Below are 17,466 nucleotides of genomic sequence, written 5' to 3' on the forward strand. Positions count from 1 at the left end.
AGCGGTTGTTCAGTGGGTGCTTTAGATTTATAATCATCTTTTAGGAGGAGATTCGTGATGACAGTATCAGAAAAGAAAATGATTGATGCTATGCAAAAGAAAATAGAGAAATTAACAGTAGAATTAAATGAACTAAAAAAAGTAAATCATAATGGTTTCGAAAAAGACGAAACTAATGATTTTCTCATACAGGTATATAATTAAGATGATTTGAGATGGTAACTTCGGTTAGCATCTCTTTCTTTTTTTATGTGAATATTGGTAAAATGAAGGTATGATATCGGGAAGGGGGATTTACAATTGGAGAAGAAAAAATGTCAGTCCGTTTGCACGGGCTTATGGGTTGGTGGAGTTGTAGCCTTATCTGTAGTGTTACTAAAAAAAGAGTGGCGCTCTAAGGTCTTTGAGGAAGCAGAAGACATTAAACAGCAGTCATCTGAAATGGTTTCTTTTATAAGAGAGAATAGACAAGGTATTTTCAATCAGGTAAAGACAACTGCCAGAGAGGTTTCGAATGTGGTTCAAGACATAACAGAAGATATTAAAAAGCTTACTTCCACTGTAAAACACCTTAAAGAGAGATCTGAGGAAATTGTAAAAGCAACAAAAGAAGCGGCAGAAGAAGTAAAGCAATTAAAAAAGTAAAATAACAGGTATATATTTATAAAGACCTAACCATAATAATGAGCGAGGAGTTAATAACTTCTCATTCACCAATAACTTCGAGTTTGATGTTCAAACAGCAATAGGGCTATTGAGGTGATTACATTGGACAGTGCACAGGTAATTTCAAGAATGTGATGAACATGAATGAGATGAGGTGTTTCTGAAAGAGAAAAATCGTTTCTACCCCAGATTGACTATTGAATACTAATACATTTGAAGGCTTTGGTGATGAAGAGGTGACCACATTGTGTTGGTCACCTCTTTTTTTATGACTACGTGAAGATTTTCAGTTAGAATAGAAGAGGAATTAGAGGATTTAAGCTTAGAATGGATGAGGTTCTTAGAGAAAGAAGAGGAGTAAGATGAAAACGTACGCCAATCAAATTGATTTTACAGATGGGAAAATCGCTAAAAAAATGGTTATATATTCTTGGCCGATATTTTTAAGTAATTTATTACAAACCTCCTATCAACTCATTGATTCTTTATGGGTAGGTAATTTAATAGGTCCAAATGGTTTGGGAGCTATTGCAATTTCAGGATCCGTTATATTTACGATATTATCGTTTATTATTGGTGTGAATGGAGCTACACTTACGGTTTTATCACAACGTCGGGGGGCTAATGATAAGCAAGGTTTACAGGATTCTTTGAATTCCTTTGTATTTGTTCTTGGTGGTTTAGCGATAGCTTTGGGCATCATTGGTTTATTATTTTCGGGGAAAATTTTAGAGTTGTTAGGAACCCCAGAAACAATTCTGCCATTAGCGCAAACCTATTTACAAATTAACTTTGTTGGAATTCTATTTTTGTTTGGTTATAATTTTATCGGCACTGTTTTACGTGCATTAGGGGATAGTAAAACACCAATTCGTTTTATTTCGGTAGCCGTTGTTTTAAATATCATCCTGAACCCGATTTTTATTAGTGTGTTTGATTTAGGGATTAATGGTGCAGCTTATGCAACAATTATTTCTCAAGCAACAGCGTTTTTTTATGGCTTATTTTTTTCTATTTACAAGGCTGGTGTCCCATTTACCATACCGAAACTTCCAGAGAAGAAATATTTTCTTGTCTTATTGAAGTTGGGTTTGCCATCTGGATTATCGATGATGGCAATATCAGCTGGGGTTTTAGCAATTATGTCTGTAGTCACAGGGTTCGGGGAAGAGGTTGTAGCAGGTTTCGGAGCTGTCCAGCGATTAGATAGTCTCATTATGCTACCTGCCTTGACCTTAGGATCAGCTGTAAACAGTATGGCTGGTCAGAATATTGGTGCTAATCTTTGGCAGCGAGTTCACGATATAGCAAAACAGGGCATCATTCTAATTATAACTATTTCCTTAACCATCAGTACTCTAATATTCATCTGGGCAGAACCACTTGTTCGAATGTTTATACAAGATCAATCAACGGTGGAATTTGGGACAACTTATGTAAGAACAATTGCTTTTTTCTATCCGTTTTTAGGAATTAACTTTGTGCTAAACGGTATTGTAAGAGCTTCAGGAGCAATGGTTCCAGTGCTAATACTTAATATTATTTCTTTTTGGATTTTAAGATTTCCACTTACATATCTTTTCTCAAATTGGTTTGGGGAAGTGGGCATCTCGTTAGGAATGGGTGCGAGTTTTGTTATAAGCAGTATTGTAGCGATGGGATATTATTTCCTCGGAAATTGGCGGAATGTTAGTGAGAAAGTTGACGAAATGACAAGAGGGAACTCAATTGGAGAAATAGCTACGACAAATGAAGACGATGAATGTCGTAAACAGCATTAGCCAATATCAATTAAAAGAGGGCACTGAAAAAGGTACTATGTTTTACCTATATTTCAATAGGGTCCTAATTAAAACCTTTATTTGTGACCGTAGTGGATATTTTTTTTGTTTCAGCGAAAAATATAAATAACCATAATGTTTCCAAGGGGGAATTTTCGTTGAAACGAATGATCGCAGTGGTAGTTATGCTAATGGTAATGAGCATGTCGTTCTCAGCTTTTGCTGAAGACGGAGGAAAAAAAGAGGAGAAAAAGAAATTTACAATACCGGACTCAGTATTAAACATTTCCAAAGAAAACACCTATACGAATCCCACTCAGGACTTACCTTACTTACAACCAAGTCAACTAGCTCAAGAGTTATTAGATTCAACAGAGGTTGAAATTGAAAATCCAGACTTAATTAGAATTTTAAACGAGTCGACAATTAATAGTAGTAAGTTGGCACTTGGATTTCGAGCTTCAATTTATTTGGGCGAATGGCCACTTGCTTATAAGTCAGATGGAACAGAAGTAAATTGGCAATTTAAAAAAGTGAATACGAATTATGTAGATAATCGAGGTGGACGAACTCCCCAAATTCTTACGTATTCCCAGGAACAACAAAAAAAGGTGAATGGGGGTCTAACGGCAAAAATCCCAAATAGTGAAGCCGTGAAGAAAATGATGATGATTAAAGCAGTAGAGTATACAAACTTACCGTTAGCCTTTGAAACGGTTATTGGGCAAGGGACAAAAAAAGGGCAGACGTACAATATTCCCGCTAAACAGCTGGGGTATTTGCATAGTTATGTTCCAGCAGCAAATGAGAAAGGAAAGGTTACTTACGGAGAGGTATATCTGACATTTAAGGGTAGTAAACGTAAGCTTGAAGTGAAAAATGTAACTCAGCAAGGCATTAGTGCTTGGATTCCTGTTCAAGACAATTTATCATTTTCCTTTTTTGCAGCTAATCAACCTAGATAAAAAAAAGGTGTACCAGAAGATTAAAATAAAACCTTCTGGTACACTTTTTTGAGTGATTAATGAAGAGCGGCTCTACGCATCGCTTAGGAAAGGCTGTTGCGCGCCTTCTTAAATATTACTCTTTCGTTTTGAAAAGTCAATATCTGGGTAGTACATGTCTTTAACAAGAACATTCGGACCTAAGCATTTAACACTTTCACAATGGCAAGACAATGATTTTGCAATGGCACTTTCCTTCCAAGAATCATAAGCATCTTGGAGTTTTGTCGTTTGAATATTTCCTAAAGGCGGAGTATCTCCAAAATCAGTCACAATAATATTACCATCAAAAATATTAACGTTTAATCGTGAACGACCATCAGGATCATTTCGAACAGTGACATTTCTTTCGGATTGTAAACGCCTTTGTAGCAATAAATCTTCATCATTCATGCTGCATGGATAAAAAGGTAATGTACCAAAAAGCATCCATACATCTTTATTTCTATTATCAAGTAGCCGGTGAATTCCCTTTCGGATTTCAGGAAGGCTTGCTACTTCTATGTGGCTTGCAAAGTCACTTGGATACATAGGATGAACCTCATGTCGCTGACAGCCCATTTGAATAATTTGCTCATGGATTTGTTCAAGATGAGGAAGGGTTCGTTTATTAATCATCGTTTCAGCGGAAATCATTACTCCCTGACTTGTCAATTCCTTTGCATTTTCAACCATTTGCTTAAACAATTGTATTCGTCTTTCATAAGTAGGCTTTCTATCCATTACCGCAAATCCGATTTCAGCAAAGTCTTCAGGAGTTCCATAATTATGAGAGATATGGAGAACATCAAGATAAGGAATAATTTTCTCATATCGATTAAGTTCTAGTGTGAGGTTTGAATTAATTTGTGTCCTTGCTCCACGTCCATGAGCATACTCAAGCAACGGGACCACATAATTATTAACTGACTTAAGTGAGAGCATTGGTTCCCCACCGGTTATGCTAAATGCACGAAGGTGTGGAATCTCATCAAGACGTTTTATAATCATATCAAGAGGTAAGGGTGTGGGATCCTTCACTTGTAGTGTATAACCCACTGCACAATGTTCACAACGCATATTACATAGAGTTGTAGTCGTTAACTCAATATTTGTTAAACGGGACTCTCCATATGTGTGAATATCTTCGTATGCTTCCCACGGGTCATTAAAGGGGGTCATTTTCGGTAAAGATGTGTGTACCACAGGAATCTATCTCCTTTTTTAAGAAAGGTGCTTCATCCCATCATAACGTAAAAGTACATGCCGAAAAAGCTTTTTAATTTACCTCTATAAAAAAAGGGTGAGAAAAAAGAAGTAAATGACGTTTATTGTGAAAAAATAGAGAATTTGTTACACTTTATACGTTAAGAGGACTGGTGAAGGAGTGGTATGAATTGGGTGGACCCGTTCATAATAAAGCAGAGCAAATGAAGTATTTGCAAGGAAGATTTGAAATGTTAATGACTGTTTTAGATTCTATTGATGCTGAAGTAGCAGGCGTTGATGAAATTGACCGTTTATTAAAGATGCTAGATGATATTGAAACAAAGTGTAAACAATTCCGCTATGACTGGGCTGAGTAGGTGTGAGTGATGAATCTTTTCTTAATACGTCACGGTGAATCGGTAGGGAATAAATTAGGGAAAATTCAAGGGTGCTTAGACTTTGAACTCTCAGACTTAGGAAAGCGGCAAGCTGAGCTCGTAGGTGAATTCTTTAAAACAACACAATTGGATTATATTTATAGTAGTGATTTAGAGCGGGCTTATCAAACAGCGTATGCTATTGCAAAAAACAAAGAGGCAAATGTCCATAAATGGGATAAAGTAAGAGAAGTTTATCTGGGTCCCTTTCAAGGCTTAAGCCGGGAAGAAATCTTTTTGCAGTACCCTGAAGCAAAGGAACGCTCAATTTTAACATCAGGAGTAATGGGAACGGAAACAACTAATACCTTAACAGAACGCTGTAGATATGTCGTTAATCAGTTACAAAGAGCTCATTCTAAACATAACGTAGCGATTGTTTCTCACGGAGGGTTTATTAGTATTTTTCTTATGTATTTAATGCTTGGTGACGCATGGAAGGATAAGCATCGCCCCTTTCAAATTGATAATACTAGTATTACCCATATTGAGTGGAAAGGTATTGGTAATTCACCACTTTTTCACTATGTTAATCGAAATAACCATCTTATCTTTGATAAAGAGGATCAAAAAAAGGGCTACTGTAGTTAGAAGCTGAGGGACGTAAATGGTCGGTATTGCCGCCTTTTCGTCTCTTTTTTTGGGGATTTTAATCCATTGGGATAAGGACTTTCGGAATGTTTAGACTAGCAGTATAATAGAATGGAGACCCAAAAAAGATAGAACCTGAAAGGGAGATGTGAAAAGTGGAGAAGTTACAAGAAAGTATTTATCAGTTAATTGTTGAAACCTCAACAAATTTACCAAATGATGTTCGACGTGCGATTGCTACTGCAAAGACAAAGGAAAATGCAGGAACACGTGCAGCGTTGTCGCTTTCGACCATTTCGGAAAATATTCATATGGCCGATGAAAAAGTTTCTCCGATTTGTCAGGATACGGGGATGCCAACTTTTGAAATTAAAACGCCAATTGGAGTTAACCAAATAAAGTTGAAGAAAGCAATTTATGCTGCAATGGAACAAGCAACCAAAGATGGCAAACTTCGTCCCAATTCGGTTGACTCGTTAACAGGTGAAAATAGCGGTAATAATCTTGGTGCGGGAACGCCGGTCATCCACTTTTCACAATGGGAAGAAGATGTCATTGATGTTCGTTTGATTTTAAAAGGCGGAGGCTGTGAAAATAAAAATATTCAATATAGCCTACCAGCAGAGATAGAGGGACTTGGTCGAGCTGGTCGTGATTTAGATGGTATTCGTAAATGTGTTATGCACTCAGTGTATCAAGCTCAAGGGCAAGGTTGTAGTGCAGGATTTATTGGTGTTGGTATTGGTGGGGACCGTACAACAAGTTATTCGCTTGCCAAAGAACAACTATTTCGTACAGTAGATGACGTAAACCCTGTTGAAGATTTACGTAAATTGGAAGATTACGTCTTAGTAAACGCTAACAAGCTTGGAATTGGAACAATGGGTTTCGGGGGAGAAGCAACACTACTTGGCTGTAAAGTAGGAGCAATGAACCGCTTACCGGCAAGCTTCTTTGTTTCCGTTGCTTATAATTGCTGGGCTTATCGTCGTCTGGGTGTTGTTCTTGACCAAAACACGGGTGAAATTCAAGACTGGTTATACAAAGATGGAGAGCGTGTTGATTTAAACGATCCCTCTGAAGAAGTGGCAGCAACAGAGGAAAAGAAAGACGTTCGTGAAGTTGTTCTAGAGGCTCCAGTAACCGAAGAACAAATTCGTAAATTAAAGGTAGGGGATGTTGTTATCATTAATGGTATGATGCATACCGGTCGTGATGCAATTCATCATCACTTAATGGAGCATGAGGCACCAATTGATTTAAACGGTCAAATCATTTATCATTGCGGTCCTGTTATGTTAAAGGATGAACAAGGTGAGTGGCATGTAAAAGCTGCAGGTCCAACAACAAGTATTCGTGAGGAGCCTTACCAAGGAGATATCATGAAAAAGTTCGGAATTCGTGCAGTGATGGGTAAAGGCGGTATGGGTCCAAAAACACTTAAAGCACTACAAGAGCATGGAGGCGTATATCTTAATGCAATTGGTGGAGCAGCTCAATATTATGCTAATTGTATTAAAGGTGTAAAAGGTGTAGATTTAATGGAATTTGGCATACCCGAAGCTATGTGGCATCTTGAAGTAGAAGGATTTGCGGCGATTGTAACTATGGATTCCCATGGAAATAGTCTCCATGCAGACGTTGAAAAATCATCACTTGAAAAGTTAGCAGAATTTAAAGAGCCAGTCTTCAAATAAAGAAAACTTTTTCTTTCGAATGGAAAAGAGGAGAGTCAGGTTCTTGTGATAGATAGGATTCCAATAAAACTAAATTCAAGGTATATCAAAAGGTGCGATTCAACCTTTGATATACCTTTTTTGCGATGGATGCGAACCTTTTTTTGAAATGAAAGGCATACATAAAGAAAAAAGACAGGGATAAACTAATAAAAAAATAAGGGAGAATGATATACATGCTTAGAAAAACAACACTCCTTGCTCCATTGATTTTGATGTATTTATTTTGTTGTCTAGCTACAGATGCGTTTGGCTATGAAAATAAAACATATAATTGGAGCTTTAAACCAGAAAAAGACAATAAGCCTGTTACAACAGAGCCACATTATTTAGAGCTACTTGAGAAACATAGTAGTTTTTTTATTGGGGACACATCAAAGAAGGAGATATATTTAACTTTCGATAATGGCTACGAAAATGGCTATACAGAGAAGGTCCTCGATGTCCTAAAGGAAAAAGAGGTTCCCGCAACTTTTTTTGTTACCGGCCATTATTTAAATAATGCAACGGAACTTGTCCAACGAATGGTTGAGGAAGGACATATCGTAGGAAATCATTCCTGGCATCATCCTAGTCTCCCTGAGGTAGGGGATGGTCGGTTAATTGAAGAACTTACAAAGGTGAAAGAACGGTTTACTGAAATAACGGGTGTAAAAGAAATGAACTATCTGCGTGCTCCAAGAGGACAATTTAGTGAGCGTTCACTGGCATTATCAAATAAGATGGGGTATACAAACGTATTTTGGTCGATGGCGTATAAGGACTGGGAAATTGATAAACAAAAAGGTGGACAATACGCATATGAACAAATAATGAAACGAATTCATCCTGGAGCCATTATGCTTATCCATTCCGTTTCTTCTGATAATGCAGAGGCTCTACCACGAGTGATAGACGATGCAAGGAAACAAGGATATGAATTCAAAAGCCTTGATGAGATGATGCTGCAAAAAAAGCTTGAGGAGCTTCCTTTCCCATGAAGAAAGGGTGTTTGAAAAGTCATGGCAGACTTTTCAAACACCCAATTTACTAGTTGGCAAAACTTTCTTGCCCAATAGCTTCTGCAATCGTTTCAAGTGTACTTACATCCGTAACATCAAATGCAATTGGTTGACGGCTGCGAACAATCATCATGCCAATCTCTTTATTGGAAGAATTTTTAATGGGGAATTTAAGTTCGCCATTACATTCCCACCGTAAATCATCCTCCATATTAGAGGCTGCCACCAATTTGTGGTCAAGATTTTCATACATATAAATTCCGACCCAATTAATATAAGGCACTTCTGCTACGAGACTTTCCACAGTTTTGTTAAAAATTGACTGAAGTCCTTCCTTTTTATAGACATGAGCCATTATTTGTAATGATGCAACATCGGTTGGTATAGACAAAATCCATCTCTCCTTCACTGTTCGTTTCCTGCTACTATTTTAGCAGAGAATATACAGAAATATCGCTAGTAAGTTTAGGAAGAATGGCAGGAACATGCTATAATTGAGGCGCGAAATTATGGACGGAGTTGAAAAAAATGAACCAAGATAAGCAAAAAAAGGGTCTGCAGCAATCGGTATCCATAGAAATTGGACAAAAGCTTCCATTAACGATAAAACGACTTGGAATTAATGGAGAAGGTGTGGGCTATTTTAAACGTCAAGTTGTATTCGTCCCAGGAGCTTTACCGAATGAAGAAATCGTGGCAGAAATAACAAAAACAAGTCCTCGTTTTTCAGAGGCGAAAATAGTGAAAATTAGGACCGCTTCAAAAGAGCGAATTACTCCACCTTGCCCTATTTATAACGAATGTGGAGGTTGTCAACTTCAACATTTAAATTACGAAGCGACATTGCGAGAAAAGCGAGATATTATGAAACAAGCTTTTGAAAGACATACACGATTGACTACTGAAAATTTGGATATAAGGGAAACAATAGGAATGGAGGATCCCTGGTATTATCGAAATAAAAGTCAACTTCAAGTGGCAAAGAAAGGTGAAAAGGTGTTAGCGGGTCTTTTTGCCATGAATTCTCACGAACTTATCGATCTAACAGATTGTATGGTACAACATCCAGCCTCTAATCGAGTAACAACGGTAATTAAACAAATATTGAGTGATTTTAATATATCGATTTATAATGAACGTAAGAATAAGGGAGATGTACGAACGATCGTAACAAGAGTTGGATTCGAAAGTGGACATATTCAAGTAGTCCTTGTTACAACAAAATCGGACATACCTCGTTTAGAAGCAATTGTATCAGAGATTCAAAAAAGAATTCCAGAAGTTACTTCAATTATTCAAAACGTTAATGGTAAAAAAACATCATTAATTTTTGGCGAAGAAACAATTCATCTTGAGGGGGAAGAAGTTATTCAGGAAGTCCTTGGAGATATAACATTTCGCTTGTCAGCAAGAGCCTTTTTTCAATTGAACCCATTACAAACTGTACACCTGTATAATGAGGTAAAAGCTGCAGCTAAACTGACTGGCACCGAAAAGGTGGTTGATGCGTATTGTGGGGTTGGGACGATTGGCCTTTGGTTAGCTAAGGAGGCAGGAGAGATACGTGGGATGGATATTATTGAAGAATCGATTATGGACGCAAGGAGGAATGCTAAAGAACAGGGTCATCAGCATATGACCTATGAAGTAGGAAAAGCTGAGAAATGGCTTCCGAAATGGGTGAAGTCTGGTTGGAAACCCGATGTTATTATTGTAGATCCGCCGCGGTCAGGATGTGACGAAGAACTTCTCAAAACGATGATAGAGGTAAAACCGAAGCGAATTGTCTACGCTTCCTGTAATCCATCTACACTAGCAAAAGATATTGAAAGGTTACGGAAAAATGGGTACCAGGTAAAACATATTCAACCCGTTGATATGTTTCCTTGGACAGCGCAAGTGGAGAGTGTAACCTTGCTTACTTTAGGATAGCAAGGTTCTCTAGAACATTTGAATGGGGTTCAGTATTTTAGATGCAATACATAGAGACTTTACAGGCAAGAGATAGGATTGGAGAAATTGAGAACAGGGTACACTCTAGAAGGAGTAGTTACTCGTATTTTTAATATACTTTCTCTAAAAGTAATTTAGTAAAGGCTCTGCTTGTACTTTTTAAAGACAATAAGATTCATTCACTAGTCTGTACTAATAGAATTCTTGCAAGGTTTCCTTATTACTTGGAGGTTGTCTCAAAGGTTCAAAAAACCTTATGGGGCAACCTCTTTTTATGCCAAAATATTTACAATATTAATGTTTTTAAAACATAGCCTCCATATTGGCCTAACATTTGTGAGTTATAGTATTTATTGTAATAGAATTATACATAATTTGGAGGTTATATGATGTTGAGAAGAATATTGGGTGTAGGTATGACGGTAACACTTGCTGCAGGATTTTTGGTTGGATGTGGAAGTGGAAATGCAGCTAATGGGAGTTCTGTTTCTACGGTAGACGAGCTACGAGTTCAATTTGTACCATCACAAAATGCTGATACACTTGAAGCGAAAGCAAAACCACTTGAAGATTTGTTAAGTGAAGAATTAGATATGCCAGTAAAGGTAAGTGTCTCAACAGACTATAATACAATTGTTGAAGCAATGGCTTCAAAGCAAGTAGATGTTGGATTCTTACCACCGACTGCTTACGTATTAGCGAATGAACAAGGTGCAGCAGAGGTAATACTCCAGGCTGAGCGTTTTGGTGTAAACGATGATGGTACACCAACAGAGGAACTGGTAGATTTTTATAAATCAATGTTTATTGTAAAGGCTGATTCAGATATTAACAGTCTTAAAGATTTAAAAGGTAAGAAAATTGGATACCAAAATGTTACTTCTTCTGCAGGTTATGTTTGGCCAGCTGCTTCTTTAATGGATGTTGGTTTAGATCCGTTAAATGATGTTACACCGGTTACATTAAAAGGCCATGACCAAGCTATCTTAGCGTTATTAAACGGAGATATTGATGTCGCTGTTACCTTTCAAGATGCTAGAAACATTGTACAAGGAGATTATCCTAAGGTGTTTGAAGAAACAAGAGTTTTACATTTTACTGAAGCCATCCCAAATGACACAATTGCTGTTCGTGCTGACTTTGATGAAGAGCTAAATAAGAAGATTCAACAGGCATTTATTAACATTGGGAAAGATGAAGAAGGTCGTGAAATTATTCGTGATATTTATTCTCATGAAGGATATGCGGCTTCAGTTGATAGCAATTTTGATATTGTTCGAGAGTATGGTGAAAAGGTTAAAACTGAGTAGTAAGACCAAATTTAAAATGTGTAATGTAAATGCGGAAGGTGGCTGTGAAATCCAAGGTTAATAGGATATTTCTCAGTCACTTTTTATCAGTAAATATTGTAGAGGAGTAGCTATGATTATATTTAATAATGTCACAAAAACGTATCCTAACGGAACAAAGGGATTAGATAATATTAATTTGACGATTGGTGAAGGGGAGTTTGTTGTAATTGTAGGACTTTCAGGTGCTGGAAAATCAACACTTCTTCGCTCTATTAACCGTCTACACGAGGTAAGTAGCGGAGAAATTATTGTTAATAATCATTCAATTACGAAAGCGCGTGGAGGAAAATTGTATCGCATACGCAGAGATATTGGGATGATATTTCAGAATTTCAATTTAGTAAAACGCTCCTCTGTGCTACGCAATGTCCTCTCTGGTCGAGTTGGGTACCATTCAACGCTACGGATGATTTTAGGTTTATTTCCTGAAAAAGATATTAATTTGTCACTTGATGCATTAAAACGAGTCAATATTTTGGAGAAGGCATATTCTAGAGCTGATGAACTGTCAGGAGGGCAACAACAGCGGGTTTCCATTGCAAGGGCACTTGCTCAAGAAGCGAAAGTAATATTAGCTGACGAGCCTACAGCTTCTTTAGATCCGCTTACGACAAAACAAGTAATGGATGATTTAAAAAGGATAAATGAAGAATTGGGGATTACGATGGTAGTGAATCTCCATTTTATTGATTTAGCTAAAGAATATGCGACCCGAATTATAGGATTAAGAGCTGGAGAAGTGGTTTTTGATGGGCCGGTGGCAGAAGCATCTGAAGCTATATTCGCGGAAATTTATGGTAGACCGATCCAAAATGAAGAGTTATTAGAGGCAATGCAATGAAAGTTGTTGAAGTGCAGGCAGAGAAAATCTCTTCTTATCGTCGTTCAATAAAGAATAAAAAACATATGTGGACAGCAATTTTACTAATTCTTTTTATCTACTTAAGTGGTCATCAAGTCGAATTTTCCTTTCCTAAACTTATCATCGGTTTACCGAATATGGGAGACTTAATCGTAAAGATGATACCGCCGCACTTTGGATACTTTAGTCAAATTACACAACCCATTTTAGAAACGATTCGAATGGCTTTGTTAGGAACAACTTTTGGGGCTTTATTAGCAATTCCATTAGCTTTATGCTCGGCTCGAAACATCTTTCGGTCAAAGCTAGTCACTATTCCATCAAGGTTCTTCCTGAACTTAATTCGGACGATACCGGACTTACTTTTAGCTGCACTTTTTGTGGCCATTTTTGGTATTGGACCAGTTGCTGGTATCTTTGCTTTGACAGGCTTTTCATTAGGGATTATAGGTAAGTTATTTTATGAATCAGTAGAAGCGATTGATAAGGGACCACTCGAAGCAATGACAGCAGTTGGTGCCAATAAAGTTAAATGGATTATGTATGGTGTTATTCCACAGGTTTTGTCACAGTTCGCTTCCTTTGTCCTTTATACGTTAGAGGTCAATGTACGGGCAGCTGCTGTACTTGGACTAGTTGGTGCAGGAGGAATCGGTCTGTTTTATGAAAAAACTTTAGGCTTTTTTGAATATGATAAAACCTCATCTATAATTATGTTTACATTAATTGTTGTTTTGGCCATTGATTATATTAGTACAAGGCTGCGGGAGAAGTTATTATGAAAAAACAAAGAAATGTACAAAAGTCAGAACAAAAAGGTAAGAGACTTGGTCAACTGACTATTTTAGCAGTTATTATTTTACTTTATGTCTGGGCTTTTCAGGGTATTCCTGCTTTGGAGTTCAAAGAAACCTCTAAACAAATCATTACTGCAATTTTTAGCGGACTTATTTCTCCGGACTGGGAATATGTCTATGATCCTGCTGGAGAAGATTTGCTACGAGGAATTTTAGACACATTAGCAATTGCATTTTTAGGGACAATTATTGGGGGAGTGCTATGTGTCCCCATCTCTTTTTTTGCTGCGAAAAATATAGTAGCTAATAGGGCCGTGTCAGGTTCAAGTAAAATTTCTCTTAGCTTTATCAGGGTTTTCCCCGATATCATAATGGCTTTGCTATTTATAAAAGCGGTTGGACCAGGATCCTTCTCTGGTGTATTAGCTTTAGGAATTGGTTCTATTGGGATGCTTGGTAAATTGTTTTCTGAGGAAATTGAAAGTGTAGACTTAGGCCCGTCCGAGGCTCTCATTGCAACAGGAGCAACCCCCCTTAAAACATTATGGTTTGCGCTCATTCCGCAAATATTGCCAAGTTATGTATCGTTTATCCTCTATCGCTTTGAAATTAATGTACGAGCCGCTACGATACTTGGAGTTATTGGAGCAGGAGGGATTGGGACCCCTTTAATTTTTGCTTTAAGTGTACGTGATTGGGAACGTGTTGGGATAATACTTTTGGGTGTAATAATGATGGTAGCAATTATTGATATAATATCTGGTAAAGCCCGTGAGCGCCTCACCTAACAAACAATAGTCTTGAAATTACTCTTATAACCGTAAATATCTTTGCTATCAATTTATATTGAGAAAAGGGGATGTGCCATAATGTCTAAACTGACCTTACGGCACATCCCCTGCGGCTTTTAATCTGAATTAGCGCGGTCAGTCATCCGCCAATTAATTACCCCTACTAGTGAAAATAAAATAAAAAGCATTGTATAGACACGAGTAGACCAATTACCGATTCCTGTAAATGCAAGAAATAACCAAAGAAGGGCAGCAATAAATAAGATAATACTTCCGATTGGAACTTTTTTCATGAATTTCCCCTCCGTTAACAGCTATATTAGTAATATAAAGTATCCGCTATTAGAGGGAAATTATGCAACAAAGACTCTGCCAGTGGATTGTGTAATTATCAAACAATTTTAAGTGTTCCTAATGTATATTTATGCTAACTAAGATAAACTTTTTATAATACCAGTTGCTAGAATGGGTCAAACTACTAAAGAAATTATAATAAAGGAGACCAGCCATGAAGCAATCTAAAAAGGGATTAACACAACACGATGCCAATGTAGTAGCAGAAAACTTACACCAACCGTCCGATTTTCACAGCTCTTTAGAAGTAGAACAAGGGCTCGCAAAAACTCATGAACAAGTAAATGATACTCTTACAGAGGGAACAATTGATGGGAAAATTGATGATTATGAAGGAAATAATATTAACCTTTCTAGAGAGAACTATGGAAAAAGCAATCAATTCAAAAAAGGAAATTAAACATTCGAGAGAAGATTAATCTTTTTGGAGAGTACTGAAAAAGTGAAATAAAGGGCCATTGAAAAAGGGAAAATTAAGAGGGCACTGAAATAGGAAAAGTACCCTTTTTCAGTGCCCTCGAAAACCGACCTTTTTTAGTTGCCTCTCTATTTGACAACCTTTTTTGTTTTCTTCCCTGTTTCTTCTATATTATGATAAGAAAAAAGGAAGGGGGGTCGAGTGTGAGAAGCATTGATGATACGTTGTTTAGCATTGTAAAGGAGCACCAACCTTTTCAATGGCAACAAGATCAGGTAAATGATGAAAAGAAAGAGTATCTCTCCTTTTACCAATTCGATGTCTCAAAGGTTACATATCATTCCGGCTATATACAGGGTAAAAATACATCGCTTTATGTTCAATCTTTTCGACCGAGTATACCGAAGGCCATTTGTCTAGTTCTTCATGGATATTTTGACCACGCGGGCGCATTAAGCAGGTTAATTAACTTTTTAACAAGGAACGGAATTCACGTGATATCCTATGACCTAGAAGGACATGGTCTTTCTGGTGGAGTACGGGCAACAATCGCCGATTTTTCAGACTATATAGAGGATTTTGAAACTATTTATCAAGCCTTTTTAGCAGATACTTCTAAGTCTATATATTTTATTGGACATAGTACGGGAGCTGCCATTGCATTAAGTTATCTACAAGAAAATTCCGCCTCTTTTGGAAAGATATGCCTAGTTTCACCTTTACTCAAATCTCATATGTGGTTTGCTTCAAAGGTGGCATTAAATATTGCTTCACCCTTCACACAGCAATTGAAGCGCACAACGAAAGAAAGTACCTCTAACCCAATTTATAATGATTTTCGCAGGATAGATCCCCTGCAGCATGATAGAACACCATTAAGTTGGGTAAAAGCGATGTATAACTGGTTTGATAAAGTAGGGAATAAATTAGGGTTGGATCCATCGATTCTTGTTATTCAAGGAAATCAGGATACAACCGTTGATTGGCAGTTTAATATGAAGTTTTTACAAGAACATTATCCCAATGTACAGATTACATTAATTGATGAAGGCAAACATCAGTTATTGAATGAAAGGAAAGAAATTTGTGACAGAACTTTTTCTATCATAAAACGCTACTTTTCCAGTTCATGATTGAAGATTTGTTGTCAAGAGTTAAACTAGGCCACTACTGCAATGAACTCTGCAACCGTTCTACGGGACATGAAGTCCCACAGATTAATCCATATCAGTTACCCGTATAACCATTGAGACAAGGCATAGAAGATAGGAATGCCAACAGCTAAATTAAACGGAAACGTAATCCCAAGAGCAAGTCCAAGATAGATAGATGGATTTGCTTCGGGTACTGATGTTCGTAGTGCCGCTGGTGCAGCAATATAAGAGGCACTTGCACAAAGGATGCCTAGTAACGTTGCTCCACCAACGGATAGCCCGATAAAAGACGCTGTGATAATTCCGAGAGCTCCGTTGAAAAGAGGAAGGGCAATTCCGAAAAGAACTAAAGGAAGGCCATGTTCACGTAATGCTGATAACTGTTTTCCTGCAATTAATCCCATATGAAGTAAGAAAATCATTAATACACTTGGATATAGGTCGATAAATAAAGGTTTAATAATATCAATACTTGTACTAGCAGTGGCAAATCCTATGACTAAACTTGCTGTTAGAACATAAACACTTTTACCAAATAGGCTTTCCTTAATAACTTCTTTGTTTAAAAGCGTGGAAGAAAAGGCACTAATTCCGACTTGATGACGCGCTACTTGGAAATTTGCAGGTTTCTCTAAAAATCGAAAAATCATCAAAGAAATAAAAATTGCAGGTATCTCCATTACAACGACTAGACCACTCATATAGCCTTCAAATGGTGTCTGCATGTTTTCTAGAAAAGCTAGAGCGGCCCCAAACGTTACAATACTAACCGAACCATAAGTTGCCGCAAGAGCAATTGAATTGTCTAAGTCTAGTTTTAGTACTTTACGAAGGAAAATAAGGACTATGACTGGGATAACAGTTCCGAGAAATAGTGCTGCAGCTATAGGTTGAACTAGATCACTCAACGGATATTTTGAAAGTTCAATCCCGCCTTTTAAACCAATTGCGATGAGCAGATAAAGACTTAAAGCGTCTCCGATACTTTTCGGTATTTCTAAATCGGAACGAAGAATGGAAGCTAATAAACCAACCGCAAAAAACAAGACTGTTGGGGTTAAAAAGTAAGTTAAAATTAATTCAAACATCGTAATAAATCCTCCTAAATTTAATCTCTAACTTATGGTTCAGGCTTTTTTACAAAAAAAAACAGCCTCACGTTTTAACGTTGAAGCTGGTTTATTGTCTTCCATCGCTGAAAAACTAATCTACCCAAATATTAACTAAGAATTTGTTCAAGATTTTCACTTAACGTAAAGACAATTACCCGTTCTCCCGTTTGGGTGCTAATATCTGTATGGAAACTAACTACTTGAATGTCAGTGAGGCTACTTAACAATACTTTTAGTTGCTCACTTCCTGATTCAATTAATTCAGAACG

Annotated in this window: 20 protein-coding genes; 15 read left to right on the forward strand and 5 right to left on the reverse strand. The window is 37.2% G+C overall.

From position 1 onward, the window contains the following. Positions 1-57 precede the first annotated feature (57 nt). The 4 genes from CEF19_RS23520 (at position 58) to CEF19_RS12565 (ending at position 3,412) form a co-directional block, all read left to right on the forward strand. The gene (locus tag CEF19_RS23520) at positions 58-204 is read left to right on the forward strand and encodes a hypothetical protein (protein WP_198510281.1); all 147 of its coding nucleotides are present in this window, start codon (positions 58-60) and stop codon (positions 202-204) included. Positions 205-300: 96 nt separating this feature from the next. Beyond that, a complete protein-coding gene (locus CEF19_RS12555) occupies positions 301-645 on the forward strand; it encodes a coiled-coil domain-containing protein (RefSeq protein ID WP_227521979.1) in 345 nt (114 codons plus the stop codon). Between the two features lie 383 nt (positions 646-1,028). Next, complete coding sequence (locus CEF19_RS12560) at positions 1,029-2,447, forward strand: MATE family efflux transporter (RefSeq protein ID WP_100406372.1); 1,419 nt, start codon at positions 1,029-1,031, stop codon at positions 2,445-2,447. A 158-nt stretch (positions 2,448-2,605) separates the two neighbouring features. Beyond that, positions 2,606-3,412 (forward strand): YfkD famly protein, encoded by an 807-nt coding sequence (locus tag CEF19_RS12565; protein WP_406565351.1) that lies wholly within the window; start codon positions 2,606-2,608, stop codon positions 3,410-3,412. 108 nt (positions 3,413-3,520) lie between these two features. Here CEF19_RS12565 and yfkAB read toward each other — a convergent pair whose 3' ends face one another. Then, positions 3,521-4,612, reverse strand: a complete 1,092-nt coding sequence (gene yfkAB / locus CEF19_RS12570) for a radical SAM/CxCxxxxC motif protein YfkAB (protein ID WP_100408300.1) — start codon at positions 4,610-4,612, stop codon at positions 3,521-3,523. Between the two features lie 197 nt (positions 4,613-4,809). On the opposite strand from yfkAB, the gene CEF19_RS12575 reads away from it, so the two are divergent. The 4 genes from CEF19_RS12575 (at position 4,810) to pdaA (ending at position 8,383) form a co-directional block, all read left to right on the forward strand. Then, complete coding sequence (locus CEF19_RS12575) at positions 4,810-5,016, forward strand: SE1561 family protein (RefSeq protein WP_406565353.1); 207 nt, start codon at positions 4,810-4,812, stop codon at positions 5,014-5,016. A gap of 9 nt (positions 5,017-5,025) precedes the next feature. Further along, on the forward strand, positions 5,026-5,667 hold the full coding sequence (locus CEF19_RS12580) for a histidine phosphatase family protein (protein WP_100406374.1): 642 nt from the start codon (positions 5,026-5,028) through the stop codon (positions 5,665-5,667). Between the two features lie 155 nt (positions 5,668-5,822). After that, a complete protein-coding gene (locus tag CEF19_RS12585; protein WP_100406375.1) occupies positions 5,823-7,364 on the forward strand; it encodes a fumarate hydratase in 1,542 nt (513 codons plus the stop codon). A gap of 215 nt (positions 7,365-7,579) precedes the next feature. Continuing rightward, on the forward strand, positions 7,580-8,383 hold the full coding sequence (pdaA, locus tag CEF19_RS12590; protein ID WP_100406376.1) for a delta-lactam-biosynthetic de-N-acetylase: 804 nt from the start codon (positions 7,580-7,582) through the stop codon (positions 8,381-8,383). A 49-nt stretch (positions 8,384-8,432) separates the two neighbouring features. Here the strand turns inward: pdaA and CEF19_RS12595 are convergent, their stop codons facing one another. Further along, a complete protein-coding gene (locus tag CEF19_RS12595) occupies positions 8,433-8,795 on the reverse strand; it encodes a GAF domain-containing protein (protein WP_100406377.1) in 363 nt (120 codons plus the stop codon). A 137-nt stretch (positions 8,796-8,932) separates the two neighbouring features. Between CEF19_RS12595 and rlmD the strand changes: the two genes are divergently transcribed. The 5 genes from rlmD to phnE (CEF19_RS12620) all read left to right on the forward strand — a co-directional run bounded on the left by rlmD (position 8,933) and on the right by phnE (CEF19_RS12620) (position 14,156). Next, a complete protein-coding gene (gene rlmD / locus CEF19_RS12600) occupies positions 8,933-10,336 on the forward strand; it encodes a 23S rRNA (uracil(1939)-C(5))-methyltransferase RlmD (RefSeq protein WP_100406378.1) in 1,404 nt (467 codons plus the stop codon). A 410-nt stretch (positions 10,337-10,746) separates the two neighbouring features. Further along, a complete protein-coding gene (locus CEF19_RS12605) occupies positions 10,747-11,667 on the forward strand; it encodes a phosphate/phosphite/phosphonate ABC transporter substrate-binding protein (protein WP_100406379.1) in 921 nt (306 codons plus the stop codon). A 112-nt stretch (positions 11,668-11,779) separates the two neighbouring features. Then, positions 11,780-12,550 (forward strand): phosphonate ABC transporter ATP-binding protein, encoded by a 771-nt coding sequence (gene phnC / locus CEF19_RS12610; RefSeq protein ID WP_100406380.1) that lies wholly within the window; start codon positions 11,780-11,782, stop codon positions 12,548-12,550. Further along, positions 12,547-13,353, forward strand: coding sequence for a phosphonate ABC transporter, permease protein PhnE (gene phnE, locus CEF19_RS12615; protein ID WP_100406381.1), 807 nt, complete (start codon positions 12,547-12,549; stop codon positions 13,351-13,353). Before phnC ends, phnE (CEF19_RS12615) begins: the two co-directional genes overlap by 4 nt. Then, positions 13,350-14,156 (forward strand): phosphonate ABC transporter, permease protein PhnE, encoded by an 807-nt coding sequence (gene phnE / locus CEF19_RS12620; protein WP_100406382.1) that lies wholly within the window; start codon positions 13,350-13,352, stop codon positions 14,154-14,156. Before phnE (CEF19_RS12615) ends, phnE (CEF19_RS12620) begins: the two co-directional genes overlap by 4 nt. A gap of 119 nt (positions 14,157-14,275) precedes the next feature. On the opposite strand, the gene CEF19_RS23180 is transcribed toward phnE (CEF19_RS12620), so the two are convergent. Beyond that, positions 14,276-14,452: a hypothetical protein gene (locus CEF19_RS23180; protein ID WP_157800958.1), complete on the reverse strand. Its 177-nt coding sequence runs from the start codon at positions 14,450-14,452 to the stop codon at positions 14,276-14,278. A 215-nt stretch (positions 14,453-14,667) separates the two neighbouring features. Here CEF19_RS23180 and CEF19_RS12625 point away from each other — a divergent pair, with 215 nt between their 5' ends. Together CEF19_RS12625 and CEF19_RS12630 are read left to right on the forward strand one after the other, a co-directional pair. Continuing rightward, positions 14,668-14,913, forward strand: coding sequence for a YozQ family protein (locus CEF19_RS12625; protein WP_100406383.1), 246 nt, complete (start codon positions 14,668-14,670; stop codon positions 14,911-14,913). Positions 14,914-15,134: 221 nt separating this feature from the next. Next, a complete protein-coding gene (locus CEF19_RS12630; RefSeq protein ID WP_157800959.1) occupies positions 15,135-16,064 on the forward strand; it encodes an alpha/beta fold hydrolase in 930 nt (309 codons plus the stop codon). A gap of 98 nt (positions 16,065-16,162) precedes the next feature. Here the strand turns inward: CEF19_RS12630 and CEF19_RS12635 are convergent, their stop codons facing one another. Together CEF19_RS12635 and CEF19_RS23525 are read right to left on the reverse strand one after the other, a co-directional pair. Beyond that, positions 16,163-17,173, reverse strand: coding sequence for a sodium-dependent bicarbonate transport family permease (locus CEF19_RS12635; RefSeq protein ID WP_100406385.1), 1,011 nt, complete (start codon positions 17,171-17,173; stop codon positions 16,163-16,165). A 131-nt stretch (positions 17,174-17,304) separates the two neighbouring features. Beyond that, positions 17,305-17,466, reverse strand: a 162-nt coding sequence (locus CEF19_RS23525) for a Na-translocating system protein MpsC family protein (protein ID WP_198510282.1), incomplete at its 5' end; no start/stop codon positions are given.

The sequence above is a fragment of the Bacillus solitudinis genome, assembly GCF_002797395.1.
Classification (GTDB): Bacteria; Bacillota; Bacilli; order Bacillales; family Bacillaceae_D; genus Halalkalibacter_A; species Halalkalibacter_A solitudinis.

Bases quoted from the DNA above. Each gene is read 5' to 3' on its own strand.
- CEF19_RS12625 (WP_100406383.1), top strand. From the start codon at position 14,668: ATGAAGCAATCTAAAAAGGGATTAACACAACACGATGCCAATGTAGTA.
- CEF19_RS12560 (WP_100406372.1), top strand. From the start codon at position 1,029: ATGAAAACGTACGCCAATCAAATTGATTTTACAGATGGGAAAATCGCT.
- pdaA (WP_100406376.1), top strand. From the start codon at position 7,580: ATGCTTAGAAAAACAACACTCCTTGCTCCATTGATTTTGATGTATTTA.
- yfkAB (WP_100408300.1), bottom strand. From the start codon at position 4,612: ATGACCCCCTTTAATGACCCGTGGGAAGCATACGAAGATATTCACACA.
- phnE (WP_100406381.1), top strand. From the start codon at position 12,547: ATGAAAGTTGTTGAAGTGCAGGCAGAGAAAATCTCTTCTTATCGTCGT.
- phnC (WP_100406380.1), top strand. From the start codon at position 11,780: ATGATTATATTTAATAATGTCACAAAAACGTATCCTAACGGAACAAAG.
- phnE (WP_100406382.1), top strand. From the start codon at position 13,350: ATGAAAAAACAAAGAAATGTACAAAAGTCAGAACAAAAAGGTAAGAGA.
- CEF19_RS12580 (WP_100406374.1), top strand. From the start codon at position 5,026: ATGAATCTTTTCTTAATACGTCACGGTGAATCGGTAGGGAATAAATTA.
- rlmD (WP_100406378.1), top strand. From the start codon at position 8,933: ATGAACCAAGATAAGCAAAAAAAGGGTCTGCAGCAATCGGTATCCATA.
- CEF19_RS23520 (WP_198510281.1), top strand. From the start codon at position 58: ATGACAGTATCAGAAAAGAAAATGATTGATGCTATGCAAAAGAAAATA.
- CEF19_RS12605 (WP_100406379.1), top strand. From the start codon at position 10,747: ATGTTGAGAAGAATATTGGGTGTAGGTATGACGGTAACACTTGCTGCA.
- CEF19_RS12635 (WP_100406385.1), bottom strand. From the start codon at position 17,173: ATGTTTGAATTAATTTTAACTTACTTTTTAACCCCAACAGTCTTGTTT.
- CEF19_RS23180 (WP_157800958.1), bottom strand. From the start codon at position 14,452: ATGAAAAAAGTTCCAATCGGAAGTATTATCTTATTTATTGCTGCCCTT.